Raw genomic sequence first — 18,726 nt, forward strand, 5'->3', positions numbered from 1 at the left:
ACCCGACGGGTGAAACCAGTTTTAGACATTCGACATCGTTAACTCATGCCAGCCAAACCATAAATTTTACTCGGCCTCCAGCCTGAATGTAATCGGATGCTGATAAATAGCTTTGACTTTCCTTCCATTTCGGATGGCAGGTTCCCATTTACCGCTGACTTTCAGGACCCGAAGTGCTTCCGCCCCCAGGCCTGCACCGGGATCCTTTAGAATTTTATGATTACTGGTGGTGCCATCTTTGTGTACGGTAAACTGAATTAATACGGTTCCCATAACTTCTTTATCTATGGCCTCCTGCGGATAGCGGAGTGTTTTGTTCAGGTAGTCTTGCCAGGCCTCTTTTCCTCCTGGAAACTGGGGCAGGGAATCTGTTTGGAAAACCTTCATATCCAAATGGGAGCCTTCCCTGTCTGTGGAACCCATTTCCTTTTGTGAATGTAAGTTTGGTTGGGACGGCACCAGGGCCTTTACGCTCTCTGTTGGTTCTTCACTTGGTTCCTTTTGCTGATCATTCGCCAGCCCTTTCCGCTGATCAAGATGAAATTGAAATGCTATAATCCCTTCCAGTATCTTTCTTGCAATTTTTTCCTGATTGGCTGCATGGCGAAGAAATTCAAGGTCTCCGTTATTAGTTATAAAACCCGGATTAATCATGATGGCAGGAACCTCATTATAATCCAGCACGTAAATCCCCCTATCTCCGGCTCTTTGAAGCACCTTTTTTTCCGGAAAATATTCTCCTAACTCCTTTGCCATAATGGATGCCGCCATCAGCGATTCTTCCCTAAAACCATTTTTACTACCCTCCTTTGGAACATAAATTTCAAGTCCCTGCCGTTTATTATTGCCTGCCGCATTGATGTGAATTGAAATAAACATCATGGGGTTTACCGATTGGGTAAAATCAACCCTCCAGCGATTGGCGGCATTTAAATTAGATAATCCACCTGGCAGATTTTCATCAATACGGGTAAGTTCCACCTCTATATTATAGGCAGGTGCCAGGTCCTTTATTTTCCGGACAATATCCAAAGCCAGTCTTTGTTCCGATATGGAACCATCCGCCGCAGTTGCACCGGGATCATTACCTCCATGCCCCGCATCCAACACAATCTTTATTCTTTCTGCTGCAGTCATCGGACTTGTACCCTGGTTATTCTTATAAACGAATGAGGCCAAAACCAGGGTAAGAAATGTTACCACCGGAAGCGCCAGCAAACGGCTGATATAGCCGGGATTCCTGAATTGAATGTTGGTAATCATGGTAATTCTTCGTTTAATCTGGTGTTGAAAAAAGTGGTTGGTTACCTGCAGTTGCCTTGCCCTGATACTCTGTTCCAGCAGGATTTCCGCATATTCCAGATGATCCTGATCTGCCATTGCATGCTGGTCAGCCAGGAATTCGTGGATGGTTTTAATTTCATTACGGATCAGGAAAAAAAAAGGGTTGAACCATGCCACTCCATAAACCAGGTGAAGGAACAGGTTGTCGGCACTATGGCACTGGCGTATATGGAAGAGTTCGTGACGGAATATCTGTTGTCCCTTACGGCTGTGAAGTAATATACCATCATTCCAGAAAATCCTTCGAAACCAGGAGAATGGAGTGCCCTCTTCGCTGGTATGGTATATTTTAATGTCATCGACCTTTTCCAACGGGTAATTCCGACTCATTTTACGGATAATAAAAACAGAACGCAGTAATCCGGCAAGAATCACCAGGGAAATCGCCAGGTATATACCCAAAGCCATGAACCGCCAATCAGGTAGTAGTCTGCCAAAACTAACAACAGCCTCCTCCCCCTCGCCATAAACAGTGATTACTTCCAGGGTATTATATATAGCCTTCCCCATATGACTACCAGGAAGCACTTGTATTGGGATATTAATAAACGGTAGGACCAGGGAAATCACCACGGTTGCCAACAGGTAATACCGGTTATATTGATGAAATCTCTTATTCCTTAGAAATAACCAGTAATACCCGAAAAGTAATGCTGAACTGATTAGGATCTTTATGAGAATGATCAGGATCGCTACCATAATTTCATTTTTTTGCTGACCGGATTTGTTTCAGGAGTTCTTCCAGTTCGGTGATAGAAATTTTTTCATCCTTCACGAACTGGCTGACCAGGTTGCTGGCTGAGCCTTCGAAATATCCTTTTACAATCTGCTGTACCGATCGCTGACCGTATTCCCCCTTGCTAACCAAGGGTTTGTACAGGTTGTTCCTACCCTTTTGGCTGGCCTCCACAAATCCTTTTTCAATCAGAATCTTCAGAATGGTAGCAATTGTATTGGAATGGGGTTTAGGCTCTTCGGTTACCTCCAGGATATCCTTGAGGAATCCCTGCCCGATGGTCCAGAGTGCCTGCATCACTTCCTCTTCCGCTTTGGTCAATGCTTTCCACATAACTAACTATTTAGTTATATAAACATACAACTAATGTTTTAGTTATTACAAATTATTTATACATTTTTTGGTGGATATTTTTTCGGCAGCCAATACTTTCACCCGTCGGGTGCCACCCGACGGGTGGCTGTTTTTTCTAATGGGGGGAAGATTCAGATACGCCAGACTTGGACTCCCAGAGATCTTTTTTGAGTGCAGTTTCTCCCTTTCACCCGTCGGGTGGCACCCGACGGGTGAAAGGGATCCGACGGGTGGAAGGCACCCGTCGGGTGAAACTTATCCGCCAAACAACTTTGACAGGTAGGTCCGGTTGAATTCGATAAATGTGGGATTGCCAGTGGCAGTAATATTTGGCTGCGCACAGGTAAGGAGGTCATTGGCCAGCTGGCGCATTTCCTTCTGGGTCAGCTGGGTACCAATGCGGATGGCATGCTGGGCAGCCAGTGACCGGATCAGGCGTTCGCGCCGCGAAAACTTCACATCGCTACTGAAATGTTTGTACTGGTCGAGCAGGTGTTCAATGGATGCTTTTTCGTTTCCCTGCAAAATATCAGCGGGGGTGCCCTGGACCACAAAACTGTTCTGGCCAAAAGGCTCGATGAGGTAACCCAGCAGGGCCATATCATGCAAGAGGTCATGTAACATGGCGGCATCTGTTGGGGTCAGATCCAGGGTAACCGGGAAAAGATTGCGCTGGGTGGCCATTGGCTTACCCACCAGTGCAGCCGCATACCTTTCATAGAGCACCCTTTCATGCGCATATTGCTGGTGCAACAGTATAAAACCCTGCATGGTAGGGGCAATGACGTATTGCAACTGGACCTGCAGCAGCTCCCCATGTTCCAGTAATTGCCATTTCTTTCCGGGCATTTCCCACCCAAATCCATTGCTTTGTTCGTATTCCAGTAAACCTGCACCGGTCTGCGCATCACCCTGATTACCCGGTCCACCACCTGCAGGTTCAAAAAAATCTTTCCAGTGTTTCAGCCCTCCGGAGGGGATATCCCCGCCTGCAGAAGTCCTGCCCCCGAAGTTACTCCCCCCTCCCACCGTTCCCGGTTCAACCGACCAAGTTCTTCCTGCACCTGTACCCGATCCTGCCATGCCCAATCCGCCCTCAAACCCCGACCCAGTACCTTTTTCAATGAAATGGGCCTGGTTTGACCTGGTAAAAGCCTGGAACAAGCCGGAATTACTGGCTGCATTTTGTTGCGCAGCGGTGAAGGGTTTCGATACAGCATCCGACTGCTGGATACCCGCATCGATGTCAAACTCAAGTGTGGGAGTTATACTGAACTGGGCCAGGGCGTGTTTAACGGCCGCCTGCACAAAAGCATATACGATCTTTTCGTCCTCAAATTTGATCTCCTGTTTGGTCGGATGCACATTTACATCAATCTGTTCCGGGTTGAGATCAATAAATAAGACATACAGCGGAAAACTATCTGAAGGGATGAGGCCCTGGTAAGCCTGCATCACTGCATGATTGAGGTAGGAACTGCGGATGAACCGGTTATTGACGAAAAAATACTGGTCCCCCCGCGTTTTTTTAGCCGCGTCGGGCTTGCCGACAAACCCCTGGATATTCAGGTAATCGGTTTGTTCCTGTACCGGCACCAGCCTGGCATTATAACTGCTGCCCAGCAACTGCACAATCCGCTGTTTCAGCGAACCCTTATCGAGGTGGAAAACCTGCTGACCGTTATGGGTAAGGGAGAAGAATAACTGTGGAAAAGCCATGGACACCCGGATGAATTCGTCAATGATATGACGCATCTCCGCAGCATTGCTTTTCAGGAAATTCCTCCTGGCCGGTACGTTGAAAAAAAGATTCTTCATGGCGATGCTGGTACCGGGTGCCGCAGCACAGGGTTCCTGACGAATCACCTCGCTGTTTTCGACCTCTATATAAGTGCCCATTTCATCGCCGGCCCTGCGGGTACGAAGTTCTACCTGGGAGACAGCCGCCACGGAAGCCAGTGCCTCCCCACGAAAACCCATAGTATTAATATGGAAAAGGTCATCAATCTGCCGGATCTTGGAAGTGGCGTGCCGCTCAAAACAAAGCCGGGCATCTGTTTCACTCATCCCCTTCCCATTATCGATCACCTGTATCAAAGCCTTACCCGCATCGTTGACAACCAGGCGGATTTCCGTAGCCCCTGCATCAACAGCGTTTTCCAACAATTCCTTTACGGCACTCGCTGGCCTTTGTATCACTTCCCCTGCCGCGATCTGGTTAGCAATGTGATCGGGCAATAATTGTATGTTATCAGCCAAAATAATAGTTCTCCTTTCTCCTGCAAAGATAACCCAATTGAGGAGAGATGAAGGGATAGTATGAAAGCAATACCGGCCTGTTAATAATTCTCATAAACGTCCCGAAGGAAGGACTCCACACCACGCCGGACCACAACAGCGCTGGTCTGGTGGTTATTCACCAGAACGGAAAAAATCAGCCGCCTGCCCTTCCTGGTGGTCAGATAACCGCTTAATGCCACCTGGCCACTGAGTGTGCCGGTTTTGGCATAAAACGCACCTTCCAGTCCCTTGTAATAACTGGCCAGGGTTCCCTGGTTGGCACCTGGCAGGATAGTATTGAGCCGGCCGGCGCCAAACTCGTTAAGCATTTTCTGAAGTATCCACACAAAATCCTGCGGGGTGAACTGATTATAACGGCTCAGCCCGCTGCCATCCACCCAGCGCGGGGCCTGTGGCAATCCATTTAAATCTGTTTTAAGCAAAGTATCAATAACAAGGGATGTTTTCATTCCACCCGTTAACTGCTGCGACACCATCAGCAGCACCTGCTCTGCAAACAGGTTATCACTCCGATGCATCATAACAGACAACATGGAGTCTGTCCGTTGCGAATAGCGGATATTGGTTACCGGTAGCGTAACCCCGGCAGGAACATACAAAACAGATCTGCCGATGGTATCACGCAGAAGGTCAACCGCTGATAAGACACCATTAGTTACAAAAGGCACTTCGACGGTACGGAGGATCTCCTTGCCTTCCGTTACATAGAATATATTATCATTCCTTTCACGGACCACCACAAAATTATTTGATTTGGCAGGGTTAAACCTGACCTTCCAGGAAACCTCCGGCTCAGAAAACACAAAAGCTTCATCAGCCATTTTACCATCCGGCGTTTCCGTTTTTTCCATCACCTGGGTCCAGCGGATCACATTTCCATAAACCGGCAACGGACTTCTTTCCGCCATATAGGCGCTGTTAAAATCATCCCAGGACCAGCCATACCCGAACTCTTTTTCGTTCCAGTTCCGGTCACCAATAACCAGTTCCTTTCCGGATTTTTTTAACCAGTCTATTACCGGTTGTTCCTTAAAGTCGGGATGCAGCAATGTAGGATCCCCGGCAGCTTCCAGGTAAATGCTGTCTGGTGTTTCATGGTAGCGGATGCCCGGCAGGGAGTCACCCAGGAATCGCAGGGCTGCATAGAGGCTGAAAAGTTTCGTATTGCTGGCAGGCACAAAATATTTATCTGCCTGGTGGTTGTACAGGTATTTCTCTTTGTCAACATCAAACAGGCTGATGCCTACATGCGCATTCCTGATGCCCTCCTGCCCCAGCAGTATACGCTCAGCGGAACGATTGATCCGCTTACCTGCAGTGCAGGAAGCCAGCGTTAATGCGGCAGCACAAAAACATGAAATATTCAAAATTGATCGCATCAGATAAATGTAGGAGAAAAATACTAAACGCCTCACTTGTTACTGCAGTCCGTCAACTTCTCTCCTGTGCCCGAAGCCAGCGTTCCGGTATATCATTATTGCTGGCTATTATATAATCCTTGTAGGAGCATGCAATAAAGCGCAGGTCTGGCAATTGCATCCACCATCTTCCGGTTTTCTTGCTTTGCAGAAAAACCGTTTCCACTTCGGCAAATGCCGTATTATACTCATAGAAGGAATCCCTTTCTTTGATGGCAGCCTCCCTCTTTCCTTTGCTGAGGCCATCAATAAAATACCAGATCATCTGGCTTACCTGTTTTGCCGTCAGTTGCTGGTGATCACCAGATGGCTGGTAACCATAGATTCCAAAACTGTTCACCGTTGGACTCATACCGGCATACCTGGCCAGCACACAGGCTTCTTCCCCGTTAAGCCCGTTGGGCGAGATGGCAGTTCCCGGCGCATACGCATGAGCGATAGCAGAAAGGTCAAAGCTCACCATGCTGCAATTCCTGATGACCGGTTCCATTTCATCGATCTGCTCCTTGATTTGCCCGACCCTGAAACAATCGAACCGCAGTTTATCCATATTCTCCAGCATGTACGGATGTACATAATAGCTCTGGAAAGCCAGATGGCTGTAATGTTTTACGAAATTGGGCTCACCTGTCAGGATCTCCATCAGGAAATGCTCAGCCTGTGGAAGGGCTTCCATATCCAGGTCGATCCTGGCATCTATGCAGGCAGCTTCAATAATCTGCTTGCGATCCGCATAGGAATGGTATTGTGAAAGGGTGAGATCATGTGAGCCGCCGAGTATCAACACGGATTTCCCCGCATCCGTCAATTCGCTGATCACCATTTTCAATGCCGCATAACTATCACTGAGCGAAGCGCCGGGTTTGATATTACCAAGATCGGCAACTTTTATATCTGGATGCCAGTAATACGTCTTGTAAAACTCCTGCCTTATCTGGTTGGGCGCTTCTGAAAACGGGCGTCCCATACCCAGGCCACGCTCTTCGCCGCAGCCAACGATTACGAGATCAACCATTTCGAGGTCAGGAAATGCCTCATCTTCATACACTGCAATATGTTTACCCATTTGTCCGGCTCTGAAACCTTCATCTCCGCTCAGGTAAGCCAGGGAAACCGGATCTAAAAAATCGGTTAAGTGCTGCAAATCGCTCATGGCTGCAAGATAATAATTGGTCACTTTTGGCAGTTGCCTAATTTTGCTGTTCAACCAATTAACATGACCATTCATAAGGAAGGCTACAAATCCATTGCAATAGCCACATTGATCTTTACCATTCTAAACCTGCTTTCCTTCTTTTATATCAGCGCCTCTGCGCCTGTTGTGAGCTGGATAATTTTCATTGTATTACTGGGATTACTGCTGTTTATCATCTCATTCTTCCGGCTCCCGAACAGGCAGATGACCTATGGCGACAACCTCGTAATCTGCCCGGCAGACGGTAAAGTGGTGGTAATTGAAGAAGTGACCGATGAGGAATATTTTAAAGGCAGGAGATTACAGGTTAGCATTTTTATGAGCCCGGCCAATGTTCACGTAAACCGCAATCCCATTGCAGGGGAGGTCCTATACAGCCAGTACCATAAAGGGAAATACCTGGTTGCCTGGCATCCGAAATCCTCCACCGAAAATGAGCGTCACAGTGTGGTGCTGAAAAAAGGCAATACCGAAATCCTGGTTAAACAGATTGCCGGGGCAGTGGCAAAAAGAATAGTGAACTACCTGCGCCCGGGAATGCAGGTAAAACAAAACGAGGAACTGGGCTTTATCAAGTTTGGCAGCCGGGTAGATGTGTTATTGCCGGTTGGGACAAAAGTAAATGTAGAACTGAACCAGGCGGTACAGGGCGGAGTTACTGTGCTGGCTACCCTCAGTTGAAGGTAGTGGCTAAACTTTAAAAGAAAGAAATGCCGTCCAATTTTAAACTCCCGTTTTTTTAGCTATCTTGATCAAGACTAAAATCTGAAAAGCATGAAAAAACTATTTGTTCTGTCCATGGCCGTTTTGCTGACCACCGGCGCTGCCATTGCCTGCGACGGTAAGAAATGTTCCAAAAAAGAAAAAGATTGCTGCAAGAAAGAAGCCAGGGCAGGGGATAAAAAATCCTGTTGCAAGAAAACTTCAGAAAAAGCTTAAAGGGGGGGGGTATCCCCCTTTCTTTTTTGCTTCACGCCTCAGTTCTCCCTAAAACAGGGTCTCCATCTCTTTCAGTGAATACACCGTATAGGTTGATTCTTCCGAACGCTTATCGTCAATATGATTCACAAAAACCTGGTCCATCCCGGCATTTTTCGCTCCAACAATATCCACTTCGATATTATCCCCAATCATGATACTGTTTTCCGGCAGGGCACCGGTCTTCTTAAAAGCATATTCAAAAATTTCGCGGTGCGGCTTAAGGCTGTTGCTTCCCTCGGAAGTAATCACTTCACCGAAAAAACCGTCCAGCCCCGAATACCTGATTTTATTCAGCTGCGTTTCCTCAAAACCATTGGTAATTAAATGCATATAATACCCTTTGCCCCGGAGGTATTGCAGCAACTCAACTGCATAAGGGAACAAAGCTTTCCTGGTCGGCAGCAGTTCCAGGAAATCATGGCTCATCTGTCTTGCCAGCTTTTCATCTGCAATCTTAAAATCAAGAAGTGTATGCCACATACGTTTCCAGCGAAGTTCATCCACCTTAATGTACCCATTCCGATAGCGCTCCCATAATTTATCGTTATGGATAATATATTGACTGTAAAAGCGTTCGAAATCGTTTATGCCCCTTGAGGAAAGAGACAACCCATCATACAATTGTTCGAGGGTTTGCCGTGCATTGGATTCAAAATCCCATAAGGTGTGATCAAGGTCGAAGAATAGGTATTGGTATTTTTTCATCATAAAGATGCAAAGGTATTGCATCGTTTCAAGGAAATTGTATATTAGTCACCGAATATAAAACCCCGTAATCTGTATCCTTATGCGAAAACTTGTTATAACAAGCTATGCCTTGTTGTTTTCCATTTGTTCCATGGCCTTACCTGAAGACAGTACCGTTTTACTTCCTCAGGCAGATGCCCCGATCATTGAAAAGTTGAATCACCAGCTCGATTCACTTGAGAACAAAATCAAATACCATACCGGAAATATTACACTGGCCGGCGGAAAATTCACCCTGCGGGTGCCGGATGAGTTCCTTTTTATTGATGCCAATCAAAGCCGCTACATCCTGGAAGAACTCTGGGGCAACCTGCCAGACCCCGAAGTTGACGGAATGATTGTGCGCAAAGGATTCCAGCCTTCCCGGCTGATCAACGACTATAGTTTTGTGATCGGCTATAGTGATATTGGCCATGTGTCATCACAGAAAGTTACAGAGCTTAACCATGATAAACTGCTGGCACAACTGAAGGAAAATATGGACCGGAGCAATGAAAGCCGGATTAATATGGGACTGAATACCATGAGCGTTACGGGATGGGTAATCGTTCCCTATTTCGACCAGTACAAAAAAGCATTGTACTGGGCTACCAGGATCAATGCCAACGGAACTGAGGAGGAAATATTAAATTATAACCTCCGCCTGATGGGCAAAACAGGTGTGATCAAAATCAACGCAGTGGCAACCCTTGACCAGCTTCCAGATATCAAAAAAACACTACCGCTGATCATAGCACAAACCCGGTTTACAGCAGCAGAAGCATTCGATGCCTACAAAGAAGGGGAAGACAGGGAAAGCCATTATGATATGGCCTCCCTGATTGCCGGAAAACCTCCCACGGACCGGTTTGGGAAGCTCGACATTTCCTGGCAATTAGTTTTTCTGGTTGCCGGATTGTCCTTTCTTACCTATCGCGTTTTTAGCAATTTAAAAAGAAAAGCAGCACCTGCCACAGCGTAAGATGACTTACATTTACGCATGAATATTGTGATCACAGGAGCCAGCAAAGGTTTTGGAAAAGCGCTGGCCGAACAATTCGCTGCAGGCGGCCACCAGCTCTTTCTGTGCAGCAGGAGTGAAACCGGATTATATCAGGCTGCTGAAGACCTGCTAAACAGGTTTCCGCATGCCATCATCAAAGCCAGGCCGGCTGATCTTTCCGACAACAGCCAGCTTACTGACTGGGCCAACTGGGTCCTGGGTTACGGGGTGCCCGATATCCTGATCAACAACGCCGGAAGGTTTATCCCCGGTAGTGTGCACAATGAAGCACCTGGTGCACTGGAAGAAATGCTGGCAGTAAACCTCTTCAGCGCCTACCACCTTACCCGACTTTTCCTGCCAGCCATGATGGAAAGGAAGACAGGGCATATTTTTAATATTTGTTCCATCGCCTCCCTTCAGGCCTATTCAAATGGCGGTTCCTACAGTATAAGCAAATACGCCTTACTGGGTTTCAGCCGCAACCTGCGCGAGGAAATGAAACCCTACGGAATTAAAGTTACTTCTGTGATGCCCGGAGCGGCCTATACAGCTTCCTGGGAGGGTGCCGGGATTGATCCGGGAAGGATCATGACAGCAACCGATATTGCCATAATGGTAGAAGCGGCAAGCCGATTGTCACCACAGGCTTGCGTGGAAGATATTATCCTGCGCCCCCAACTGGGCGATCTGTAAATTGCCTAATAAAAGCTGCGTGCGACCCAGATTTGTCATCTTGTTATGCCTGTTATTCCTTGCCCCGCTATTTTCCGGCGCACAGGTAAGTTTTTCTACCATTGCAGATGAACTCAGCATTCACCTGAACGATGTCGTACAGGTGCAGTTCATAGCAGAAAATGCCACCCAGATCGAAGATTTCCGGGCACCAGCCTTCAGGGATTTTAAAGTCATGCACGGCCCTATCGAAACAAGCGGCATGAGCATGGTGAACAACCAGGTTACCCAATACAAGGCGCTTACGTATATATTACAACCCTTGCGCAAGGGACGCCTTTCAATTCCTGGTGCTTCGGCACTTATCAACGGGAAAAAAATGCAGTCCAATAAAATCATTATTGAAGTGGGGGACAATGCATCCAGGCAGACCAATCCCTACCCAATGAACCCCGGGATAAGTCCGTTTCAGCAAACAGTAGAAGAGGAATATCTTTTATCACCAGGTGAAAATGCCGGCGACAAGATTAAGGACAACCTGCTGGTCAGACTGGAACTTGATAAAACAACAGCCTATATCGGGGAACCGATCGTAGCCAGTTACAAACTTTATACACGGCTCCGTTCAGAATCAAGGGTCAGCAAACGCCCGTCCATGAACGGTTTCAGTGTGTACGATATGATCGAGCCGGATGGCTCGGGACCAACCATCGAAATATTGAATGGCAAATCCTACCAGGTTCATATCATCCGCAAAACCCAGCTTTTTCCGCTACAGGAAGGAGAATTTATGCTGGAACCGGTTGAACTGGAAAATGTTGTACGATTCCTTAGAACGGGCAGTGAATCAGGCCAGGGCTCCAACAGAAGCCCTCTTCAGAAATTATTTGATGACCTGTTGACCGACCAGCAGGGAAACTGGGAAGAGCATCGCGTTACCTTGAGCAGTAAGCCGGAACGTATAACCATCAAAGCTTTGCCTGAAGGAGCACCGGCCAGTTTTAACGGAGCCGTTGGCAAATTTACTATCAGCGGTAAACTGCTGAATTCAGTCATTGCAGCAGGTGACAACGCAACATTTGAGCTTTTCATTGATGGTAAAGGGAACCTGCCGCTGGTGAATGCGCCACAACTTACCCTGCCCGAAGGATTTACACAATTTGATCCCCAGGTAACGGAAGAGATCAATAAAATGGTGGCACCTATGGAAGGATTTAAAAAGTTTTCCTTTGCCATCATTCCGGAAACCCCTGGCAAATATTTACTGCCGGCCGTACCATTCAGTTATTTCGATCCATCCACCCGTCAATACAGGACAATACAGACGGACAGCATAAGGCTCGAAGTAACACCCGCGGCTAACCGAAAACCTGCCAGCGGGCCGGCAACGGGGGTGACTATCCCTGCTAAAGAAGATAACCGGACAATATGGATCATTGGTATGCTTGGTGCAATTGCCATGCTGGCGACCATATTCTTACTCCTGAAAAAACAAAAGCCCTCATCATGGACAATAAAGCAGGCAGAAACAGCGCCATCCAAACCAGCTGAAACTGCAGGGGAACTACTGGCGACACCTGCCCTTCCACAGATACCGTCAGATCCTTTTGCCACCGCAAGAGAAGCCGTTGTCAATAATGATCCGCCTGCATTTTACCACGCCATCGATCGTGCATTATGGGAAATTATTTCAGGTAAACTTCAACTGGCCGGGTCTTCAGAACAAAAGCCCCTGGCGATGCAATTGCTCGCAGCAAAAGGATTTGGCATTGCAGAATCTGACCACCTGAAAAAATGCTGGCAACAGTGCGAATGGGCATTGTATACTCCTTCAACCATATTACAAATAGACAACTCCCTGCTGGATCAGGCTGAGTCACTGGCAGCCACCATTGAAGCTTTGTAATTTTATTGCTCGCTGTATTTGTATCCTACCCCCCTGACGGAATGAAAATACCGGGGATGCCGGCTGTCTTCCTCAAAATACTTCCGGAAGTTCAGGATAAAGTTATCGATGGTGCGGGTAGTCGGATAAACATTGTAGCCCCACACCGTCTGCAGGATTTTCTCACGGGGCACCACATCATTCTTGTTTTCAATCAGCAGCTTCAGCAGCATTGCTTCCTTTTTGCTGAGTTGAACTTTCTCGCCATTTTTGGTGATGGCTTCCTGTGCTTTAAAGTCCACCCTATTATTTCCGAAAACATAAGTGTCGCCAACAGTATCTTTTTCCTGCAGCTTTTTATTCTTGTTGATCAGTTTCTGAACCCTTAGCAAGAGTTCTTCCAGGTTGAAAGGTTTTGTCAGGTAATCATCCGCCCCCTTTTTAAGCCCAAGCACCCGGTCGGCACTGCTGTTCTTTGCACTTAGTATCAGGATCGGCACCTCGTTGTTCTGCAGCCGGATGGTTTCCATAACAGCCATTCCATCCATTTCAGGCAGCATGATATCGAGGATGATAAGGTCGAAATATTCCTGCTGCACAGCTTTAACAGCAGTTTTCCCATCAAAGGCCGAAGTAATCTCATACCCTTCCAGCTCAAGATTCATCTTAAGTGCTTCGTGGAGGTTCTCTTCATCTTCCACCAGTAATATCGATAAGGAGGATTTCATTTTTGTAAGGGGAATTGAATGGTAAAAATACTTCCTGCAGGTTGGTTATCTGTAACCCTGATGGTGCCGCGATGATCTGTCACAATTTTTTTACAAAGGTACAAACCCAGGCCGGTCCCTTTGGTTTTCCTCACCAATTCATTACCGATGCGGTAAAACCGTTGAAAGACCTTTTGTTTTTCATCATCCGGTATGCCCGCACCATTGTCTTTAACTTCGATAATGATGGCACCCTGTGACCGGTATAAACGGAATCGTACAGGACTTTCTTTAGGTGAATATTTAAGGGCATTATCCACCAGGTTGCTGATCATGATCTGCAATAAAAGCGGGTCGCCGGAAATATCTATATCAGGCTCAATTTGCCATTCAAAATGCCGCCCGGGAAACCGTTGCCGGTATTCTTCCATCAGTTTTTCCCCTGTCAGGGAAAGGTCAATTTCTTCCCGCACCAGTTTATATCCGCCGCCCTCCAGCTGGGATGAGATGAGGATATTATTGGTAAGGGTATTGAGGCGGTTGGTTTCCTCGAGCGTCATCTGGATCAGCTTTTGTTGTTTCTGCTCATCCAGCCGGTGCTTTTTCAGGGTTTCCAGGTTTAGTTTGGCCACTGCAATGGGTGTTTTCAGTTCATGGGTGATGGCCATCATGAAATTCTGTTGTTGTTGAGCCACCCTGAATTGTCGCCGAACGGCCCTGAATACAAAAACTGCACCTATCAGGATAAACACCAGGAAGGTTAATCCCTCACCCCTGAACTGCATGGTTTTTCTGCCCGCTTCCAAATTGATCTGATCCACCTTCCTCAGATAGGAAGGATCATCAGCCACCAGTTCCATAAGCTTGTAATTAGCCATCTGCTGGTTCTGTTGTTGCAATTTGATATACCAGAAAAACAGGGCAGCAATGATATAGAGCAACAGGAACCAGTAGATGGCTGTTGCCAGGGCAAGTTTCTGTTTGGGAAGAAATCTTAACGGCATAATCAGTTAACGGCTCTTTCAACCCTTATTCCAACATTCAGAATATGATCGAGAGGATCATCGCGCATGATCTGTTCCAGCCTGAATTCATAGCGACCCGCTTTCAAGGAAACGGGAGCCTGGGATATCCTGATCCGGTGTTCAAAAATATCATCCATTCCCGATCCCAGCCAGCCTTTCTCCGTGGTGGCCAGCTGCAGGTCAAGCGCCTGCTGGTTTGCGGTACTGTCTCCCGGTGCCTTGGTATAAATATTCATCCAGAGATTATTGTAACGGTACGCGTCATTATGCCGCAGCACCACATAAATATTATAGCGGGAAACAGTATCTGTTATATCAAAAAAGATAACCGGTTTTTCTGCCGATTGCCAGCGATGGTCCCTGATGGCCACATTCTTTTCGAATACATCCACTTTCTGGCAGGCTGCCAGCAGCACAGCACCGATTGCCAGCAATAACCCTTTTTTAAGCAAAGATTTCATACCCAAAAATAAATTTATAACACATTCAAGACCTGTTCTTTTGCTTTTTCCAGTTCATCCTTCATGATAACAACAGATTGCTGGATTGTGGCATCATAGGCCTTGGCACCTGTAGTATTGATCTCCCGGCCGATTTCCTGCAACAGGAAAGAAAGTTTTTTACCGATCTCCGCATCATTCTGGCGGAGCATGTTGCGAAAATAATCACAATGGTTCCTGAGCCTCACCTGCTCTTCGCTGATATCGATCTTCTCAATGTAAAAAATGATCTCCTGTTCCAGGCGGTTCTTGTCATAGTTCTCTGCACCCACATTTTCCTCCAGCAATTTCACCAGGCCTTCGCGGATCTTCTGTTTTCTTTGTGGTTCCAGTGAAGCGATCAGTTGTTCCTCCTTTTCAATGTTATCAATCCGCTTCAGCAGGTCCTGCTCCAGCACTTTTCCTTCTTCCAGGCGGTGCTGGTTCAGGTCATCGGCGGCCGAATCAAGTATAGCCTTGAAGGTCAGCCACTCTTCTTCGGTAAGTGTATCGGAGGTGGGGGTAATTACTTCAGGAAGTTTCAGGATATTACCCAGGATCTGGCTGTCATCCAGTCCCAGTTCTTTTGACAGTTCTGCAATTGGCTGGTAATAGGCTTTCGCCAGGGAGATATTGATGGATACCGGTTTGGCATTCCCGGTTTGTTTAAGGCTGATGGTGCAGTCGATGGTGCCGCGCTGCAGTTTTTCAGACAACCTCTTGCGAATATCAAATTCAAAAGGCTTCAGGAAGGCCGGCATTTTCAGGTTGCAGTCAAACTGTTTTCCATTCAATGATTTGATATCAACCAGGAATGTTTTGTCACCAACATTTTGCTCTGCCCTTCCAAAGCCGGTCATTGATTTCAGCATGTAGTATAAATTTATACGGCAAGGTAGCGATTTTGGTGAATGGTGAATGGTGAATGAAGATTTCTCCCGTCCGGGTGGCAACAATGAAAACAATGGATATCCACCCGACGGGTGAAATCTGAACTAACTGATATCAGGATAGTGTCGGGATCAAAAGATCAGATCCAGGAATTCCTTCCTGGAGTATTTCCTGAGTTCCCCCGATTCCCAACCGGCCACGTTCAGTTTGCCGATACTGTAACGGACCAGGCGAAGTGTCGGAAAACCTGCGGCAGCAGTCATTTTCCGAACCTGCCTGTTTTTCCCTTCCGACAATGTCAGACTGATCCAGGAAGTCGGAATATTTTTCCTGAAACGAATCGGCGGATTCCTTTCTGGCAGCTCAGGTGCTGCCTGTAGCAACCTGGCCTTTGCAGGCATGGTCCTGTATGATTTTCCATTAACGTTGATGGTTATCCCTTTTTCCAGCATCTGAATCGCTGTTGCTGTAATCTGGCCTTCCACCTGGACCAGGTAAGTTCTTTCATGCGAATGTTTCGGATGCAGCAATGCTGCATTGAGTGAGGTATCATTAGTGAGCAGCAGCAAGCCTTCGCTGTCATAATCAAGCCTGCCGACAGGATACACATCAACCGGCACATCAATACAATCTTTCAGCGTTTTCTTGTTTTGCTCCGGACTGAACTGGGTTAATACTTCATACGGTTTGTATAGTGCGTAGTAGTAAAACATGGACATAAAAAAAGCCCGGGAGTAAACCGAGCTTTGATATTTGGATGGGTTAGTAAGTAGGGAACAAAATTTCCCTACACAATATTAAAAATAATTTTCCCGATTGAAAAAAATATTTCATAAAATTTTATTCACATTTTTTATTCTGTTGTGGAAAATGGATTGATGATTTCAATCCGTCTGGTTGCAATTACCTTTGTGCAAATTTCAAACCATGCGTTTTCCATCACCTGTATCTCTTAACTGGATTGCTGAATTGATCAATGCTGAATTGTTAGGTAATACTTCCGGAATGGCAACCGGCATCAATGAGATACACCGGGTGGAAGATGGTGATCTTGTTTTTGTTGATCATCCGAAATATTATGACAAGTGCCTTCGCTCTGCTGCGTCATTCATCATCATCAACAACCGCAACGTCAGCATTCCCGAAGGCAAAGCCTTACTGGTAGTCGATCATCCGTTTGATGCGTACACCACCATCGTGAATCATTTCCGACCTTTTATTCCCGCCACTAAAAGCATCAGCGATACGGCTGTCATTGGTGAAGGAACCTATATCGCTCCACATTCCTCTGTCGGACACTATGTTCAGATCGGGAAAAACTGCCGCATTCATCCGAACGTAACTATACTTGACCATTGCATCATTGGCGACAACGTGGTGATTCAGGCAGGCACGGTGATTGGGTCCGATGCTTTTTACTACAACACAAAAAAAGACAGGGAATGCTGGTACAAACGAATGCAGAGTTGCGGCAGGGTAATTATCGAAGATGAAGTGGAGATCGGTGCAGGTTGTACCATTGATCGGGGGGTGAGCCACGATACCCGCATTGGAAAAGGAACCAAGATCGACAACATGGTGCATATCGGGCACGACACTATTGTAGGAAGGAACTGTCTGTTTGCCGCGCAGGTTGGCATCGCAGGTGCCTGCACCATTGAAGATGGCGTTACCCTGTGGGGACAGGTCGGCGTAAACAAAACGCTTACCATCGGAAAAAATGCGGTGGTGTTTGCGCAATCCGGTGTTCCCGGAGACCTTGAAGGCGGAAAAATTTACTGGGGATCTCCCACTGAAGAAGCTTCCATTAAAAAAAGGGAATTGATATGGATAAAAAGAATTCCCGAGATCTGGCAGAAACTAACCCAGGGATCCTGATTATTCACGGGGTGGTGTATAGTCATATGGCAGGGCTTCGGCAATCCTTTCATAACTCCAGTATCCTGAATTGATCAGGTCGGCCTGCTCATACCAGTAGCCATTCTCTTCAATTACAAATGCATCCCTGATGTCAAGGACAGATAACTGCACCCTGATATGGGAGGGCAATTTGTAATAACGTACAAACTTGGGATCAGGCATTTCACCCCTGTAGATGATCCTGAATTTACCGGTTAGCGAAACGTCCACTATGCTGCTGTCGGAAAAATAAAAACTGGAATCATAGTAATTTTCAATCGGGGTGGATTCAAAATCCCGTGAATCAGGATTCACCTTTTCCAGGGCAAAAGCCTGCTGCTGTATGGTGCTGTCGTGCCAGCTTCGCATGAAATGAAGTTTACTTCCGCGGTAGGCCTTCCTGCGGTTGGCATACCACTTTTTATCCTGCTCTTCAGTTCCGGTCATGTTTTCAAAAAAAGGATATCCTGAAAACGTACTGACTTTAGTGGCATATTCAAAACTCAGTGAATCGAGCTGGTAGCGGATGCGATACCCTAATGCATTGTTTACAATCCTCAGGTCCTCTTTTGCCAGCACTTTAAGGCGGTTTCTTTTCTTGCTGTAAAAAAACCGCAGGGCTTCGGGATTTTCAAGCACACACTGTGCCGCATTTTCGGTTGTACCAAAGAATTGCTCCTGGAAAAAACCTCCGTACTTTGTCCATCCGTCGGGCACTTCATTACTGCCGGCAACCGTAACAGATTCCATGCTTTTATCCTTTGCCAGCATCTGTATTAACAGCGGTTCAGTCACAGATGCATTGATTCGCTGTTCGGAAGACTGGTAGCCGGTATAGGATACCACGAGATCATAACCACCTCTTGGAAGTGTGATGGAAAATTCTCCATCCGCATTGGTGATGACACCAAATGTGGTATTCTGGCAAAACACGGATGCTCCGTTAAGTGCCTGTTGGGTGGTTGAATCGACTACTTTACCTCTGATCGTATAATGTTCCTGGGAAAAAACAGGGAAATAGCTGAGTAATAAGGAAGATACCAGCAGTACCAAGAGTTTTTGCATAAGGAAATAATTATTGAATTGTCAAACGTCAAACGTCAAAAC

Annotated in this window: 18 protein-coding genes; 6 read left to right on the forward strand and 12 right to left on the reverse strand. The window is 46.7% G+C overall.

Annotated elements, in window-relative coordinates:
- Positions 1–66: 66 nt before the first annotated feature.
- From BC349_RS09205 to BC349_RS09230, 5 genes are all read right to left on the reverse strand, one after another.
- Entirely contained in the window at positions 67–2,043 is a 1,977-nt protein-coding gene (locus tag BC349_RS09205; RefSeq protein ID WP_187256449.1) for a TonB family protein, read from the reverse strand.
- A 4-nt stretch (positions 2,044–2,047) separates the two neighbouring features.
- Positions 2,048–2,413: a BlaI/MecI/CopY family transcriptional regulator gene (locus BC349_RS09210; RefSeq protein WP_187256450.1), complete on the reverse strand. Its 366-nt coding sequence runs from the start codon at positions 2,411–2,413 to the stop codon at positions 2,048–2,050.
- A 276-nt stretch (positions 2,414–2,689) separates the two neighbouring features.
- Complete coding sequence (gene mutL / locus BC349_RS19970; protein WP_246456871.1) at positions 2,690–4,693, reverse strand: DNA mismatch repair endonuclease MutL; 2,004 nt, start codon at positions 4,691–4,693, stop codon at positions 2,690–2,692.
- An 80-nt stretch (positions 4,694–4,773) separates the two neighbouring features.
- Positions 4,774–6,114: a D-alanyl-D-alanine carboxypeptidase/D-alanyl-D-alanine-endopeptidase gene (locus tag BC349_RS09225; RefSeq protein ID WP_187256451.1), complete on the reverse strand. Its 1,341-nt coding sequence runs from the start codon at positions 6,112–6,114 to the stop codon at positions 4,774–4,776.
- A gap of 52 nt (positions 6,115–6,166) precedes the next feature.
- Positions 6,167–7,330, reverse strand: a complete 1,164-nt coding sequence (locus BC349_RS09230) for a formimidoylglutamase (protein ID WP_343063677.1) — start codon at positions 7,328–7,330, stop codon at positions 6,167–6,169.
- 39 nt (positions 7,331–7,369) lie between these two features.
- Between BC349_RS09230 and BC349_RS09235 the strand changes: the two genes are divergently transcribed.
- Together BC349_RS09235 and BC349_RS09240 are read left to right on the forward strand one after the other, a co-directional pair.
- Positions 7,370–8,029: a phosphatidylserine decarboxylase family protein gene (locus tag BC349_RS09235; RefSeq protein ID WP_187256452.1), complete on the forward strand. Its 660-nt coding sequence runs from the start codon at positions 7,370–7,372 to the stop codon at positions 8,027–8,029.
- Between the two features lie 93 nt (positions 8,030–8,122).
- Positions 8,123–8,287 (forward strand): hypothetical protein, encoded by a 165-nt coding sequence (locus BC349_RS09240; RefSeq protein ID WP_187256453.1) that lies wholly within the window; start codon positions 8,123–8,125, stop codon positions 8,285–8,287.
- A 48-nt stretch (positions 8,288–8,335) separates the two neighbouring features.
- Here BC349_RS09240 and BC349_RS09245 read toward each other — a convergent pair whose 3' ends face one another.
- Entirely contained in the window at positions 8,336–9,037 is a 702-nt protein-coding gene (locus tag BC349_RS09245) for a YjjG family noncanonical pyrimidine nucleotidase (RefSeq protein WP_246456873.1), read from the reverse strand.
- Positions 9,038–9,116: 79 nt separating this feature from the next.
- On the opposite strand from BC349_RS09245, the gene BC349_RS09250 reads away from it, so the two are divergent.
- Genes BC349_RS09250 through BC349_RS09260 form a run of 3 tightly spaced genes read left to right on the forward strand, consistent with a single transcriptional unit; the run spans position 9,117 to position 12,639 of the window.
- Positions 9,117–10,037 carry a DUF2167 domain-containing protein gene (locus tag BC349_RS09250; RefSeq protein WP_187256454.1) on the forward strand — a complete coding sequence of 307 codons (921 nt, stop codon included), beginning with the start codon at positions 9,117–9,119 and terminating at the stop codon, positions 10,035–10,037.
- A gap of 18 nt (positions 10,038–10,055) precedes the next feature.
- A complete protein-coding gene (locus BC349_RS09255) occupies positions 10,056–10,754 on the forward strand; it encodes an SDR family NAD(P)-dependent oxidoreductase (RefSeq protein WP_187256455.1) in 699 nt (232 codons plus the stop codon).
- A gap of 19 nt (positions 10,755–10,773) precedes the next feature.
- Entirely contained in the window at positions 10,774–12,639 is a 1,866-nt protein-coding gene (locus BC349_RS09260) for a BatD family protein (protein ID WP_187256456.1), read from the forward strand.
- A gap of 2 nt (positions 12,640–12,641) precedes the next feature.
- On the opposite strand, the gene BC349_RS09265 is transcribed toward BC349_RS09260, so the two are convergent.
- From BC349_RS09265 to BC349_RS09285, 5 genes are all read right to left on the reverse strand, one after another.
- Entirely contained in the window at positions 12,642–13,346 is a 705-nt protein-coding gene (locus BC349_RS09265; RefSeq protein WP_187256457.1) for a response regulator transcription factor, read from the reverse strand.
- Positions 13,343–14,329 (reverse strand): sensor histidine kinase, encoded by a 987-nt coding sequence (locus tag BC349_RS09270; RefSeq protein WP_187256458.1) that lies wholly within the window; start codon positions 14,327–14,329, stop codon positions 13,343–13,345. The genes BC349_RS09265 and BC349_RS09270 overlap by 4 nt, the downstream gene beginning before the upstream one ends.
- A gap of 2 nt (positions 14,330–14,331) precedes the next feature.
- Entirely contained in the window at positions 14,332–14,811 is a 480-nt protein-coding gene (locus BC349_RS09275) for a gliding motility lipoprotein GldH (RefSeq protein ID WP_187256459.1), read from the reverse strand.
- Between the two features lie 14 nt (positions 14,812–14,825).
- The gene (locus tag BC349_RS09280; protein WP_187256460.1) at positions 14,826–15,701 is read right to left on the reverse strand and encodes a YicC/YloC family endoribonuclease; all 876 of its coding nucleotides are present in this window, start codon (positions 15,699–15,701) and stop codon (positions 14,826–14,828) included.
- A gap of 150 nt (positions 15,702–15,851) precedes the next feature.
- Positions 15,852–16,433: a pseudouridine synthase gene (locus BC349_RS09285; RefSeq protein WP_187256461.1), complete on the reverse strand. Its 582-nt coding sequence runs from the start codon at positions 16,431–16,433 to the stop codon at positions 15,852–15,854.
- 214 nt (positions 16,434–16,647) lie between these two features.
- Between BC349_RS09285 and BC349_RS09290 the strand changes: the two genes are divergently transcribed.
- Positions 16,648–17,598, forward strand: a complete 951-nt coding sequence (locus BC349_RS09290; protein ID WP_187256462.1) for a UDP-3-O-(3-hydroxymyristoyl)glucosamine N-acyltransferase — start codon at positions 16,648–16,650, stop codon at positions 17,596–17,598.
- Here BC349_RS09290 and BC349_RS09295 read toward each other — a convergent pair whose 3' ends face one another.
- Positions 17,599–18,684, reverse strand: coding sequence for a carboxypeptidase-like regulatory domain-containing protein (locus BC349_RS09295; protein ID WP_187256463.1), 1,086 nt, complete (start codon positions 18,682–18,684; stop codon positions 17,599–17,601).
- Positions 18,685–18,726: the final 42 nt, after the last annotated feature.

The sequence above is a fragment of the Flavihumibacter stibioxidans genome, assembly GCF_014332695.1.
Taxonomy (GTDB): Bacteria; Bacteroidota; Bacteroidia; order Chitinophagales; family Chitinophagaceae; genus Flavihumibacter; species Flavihumibacter stibioxidans.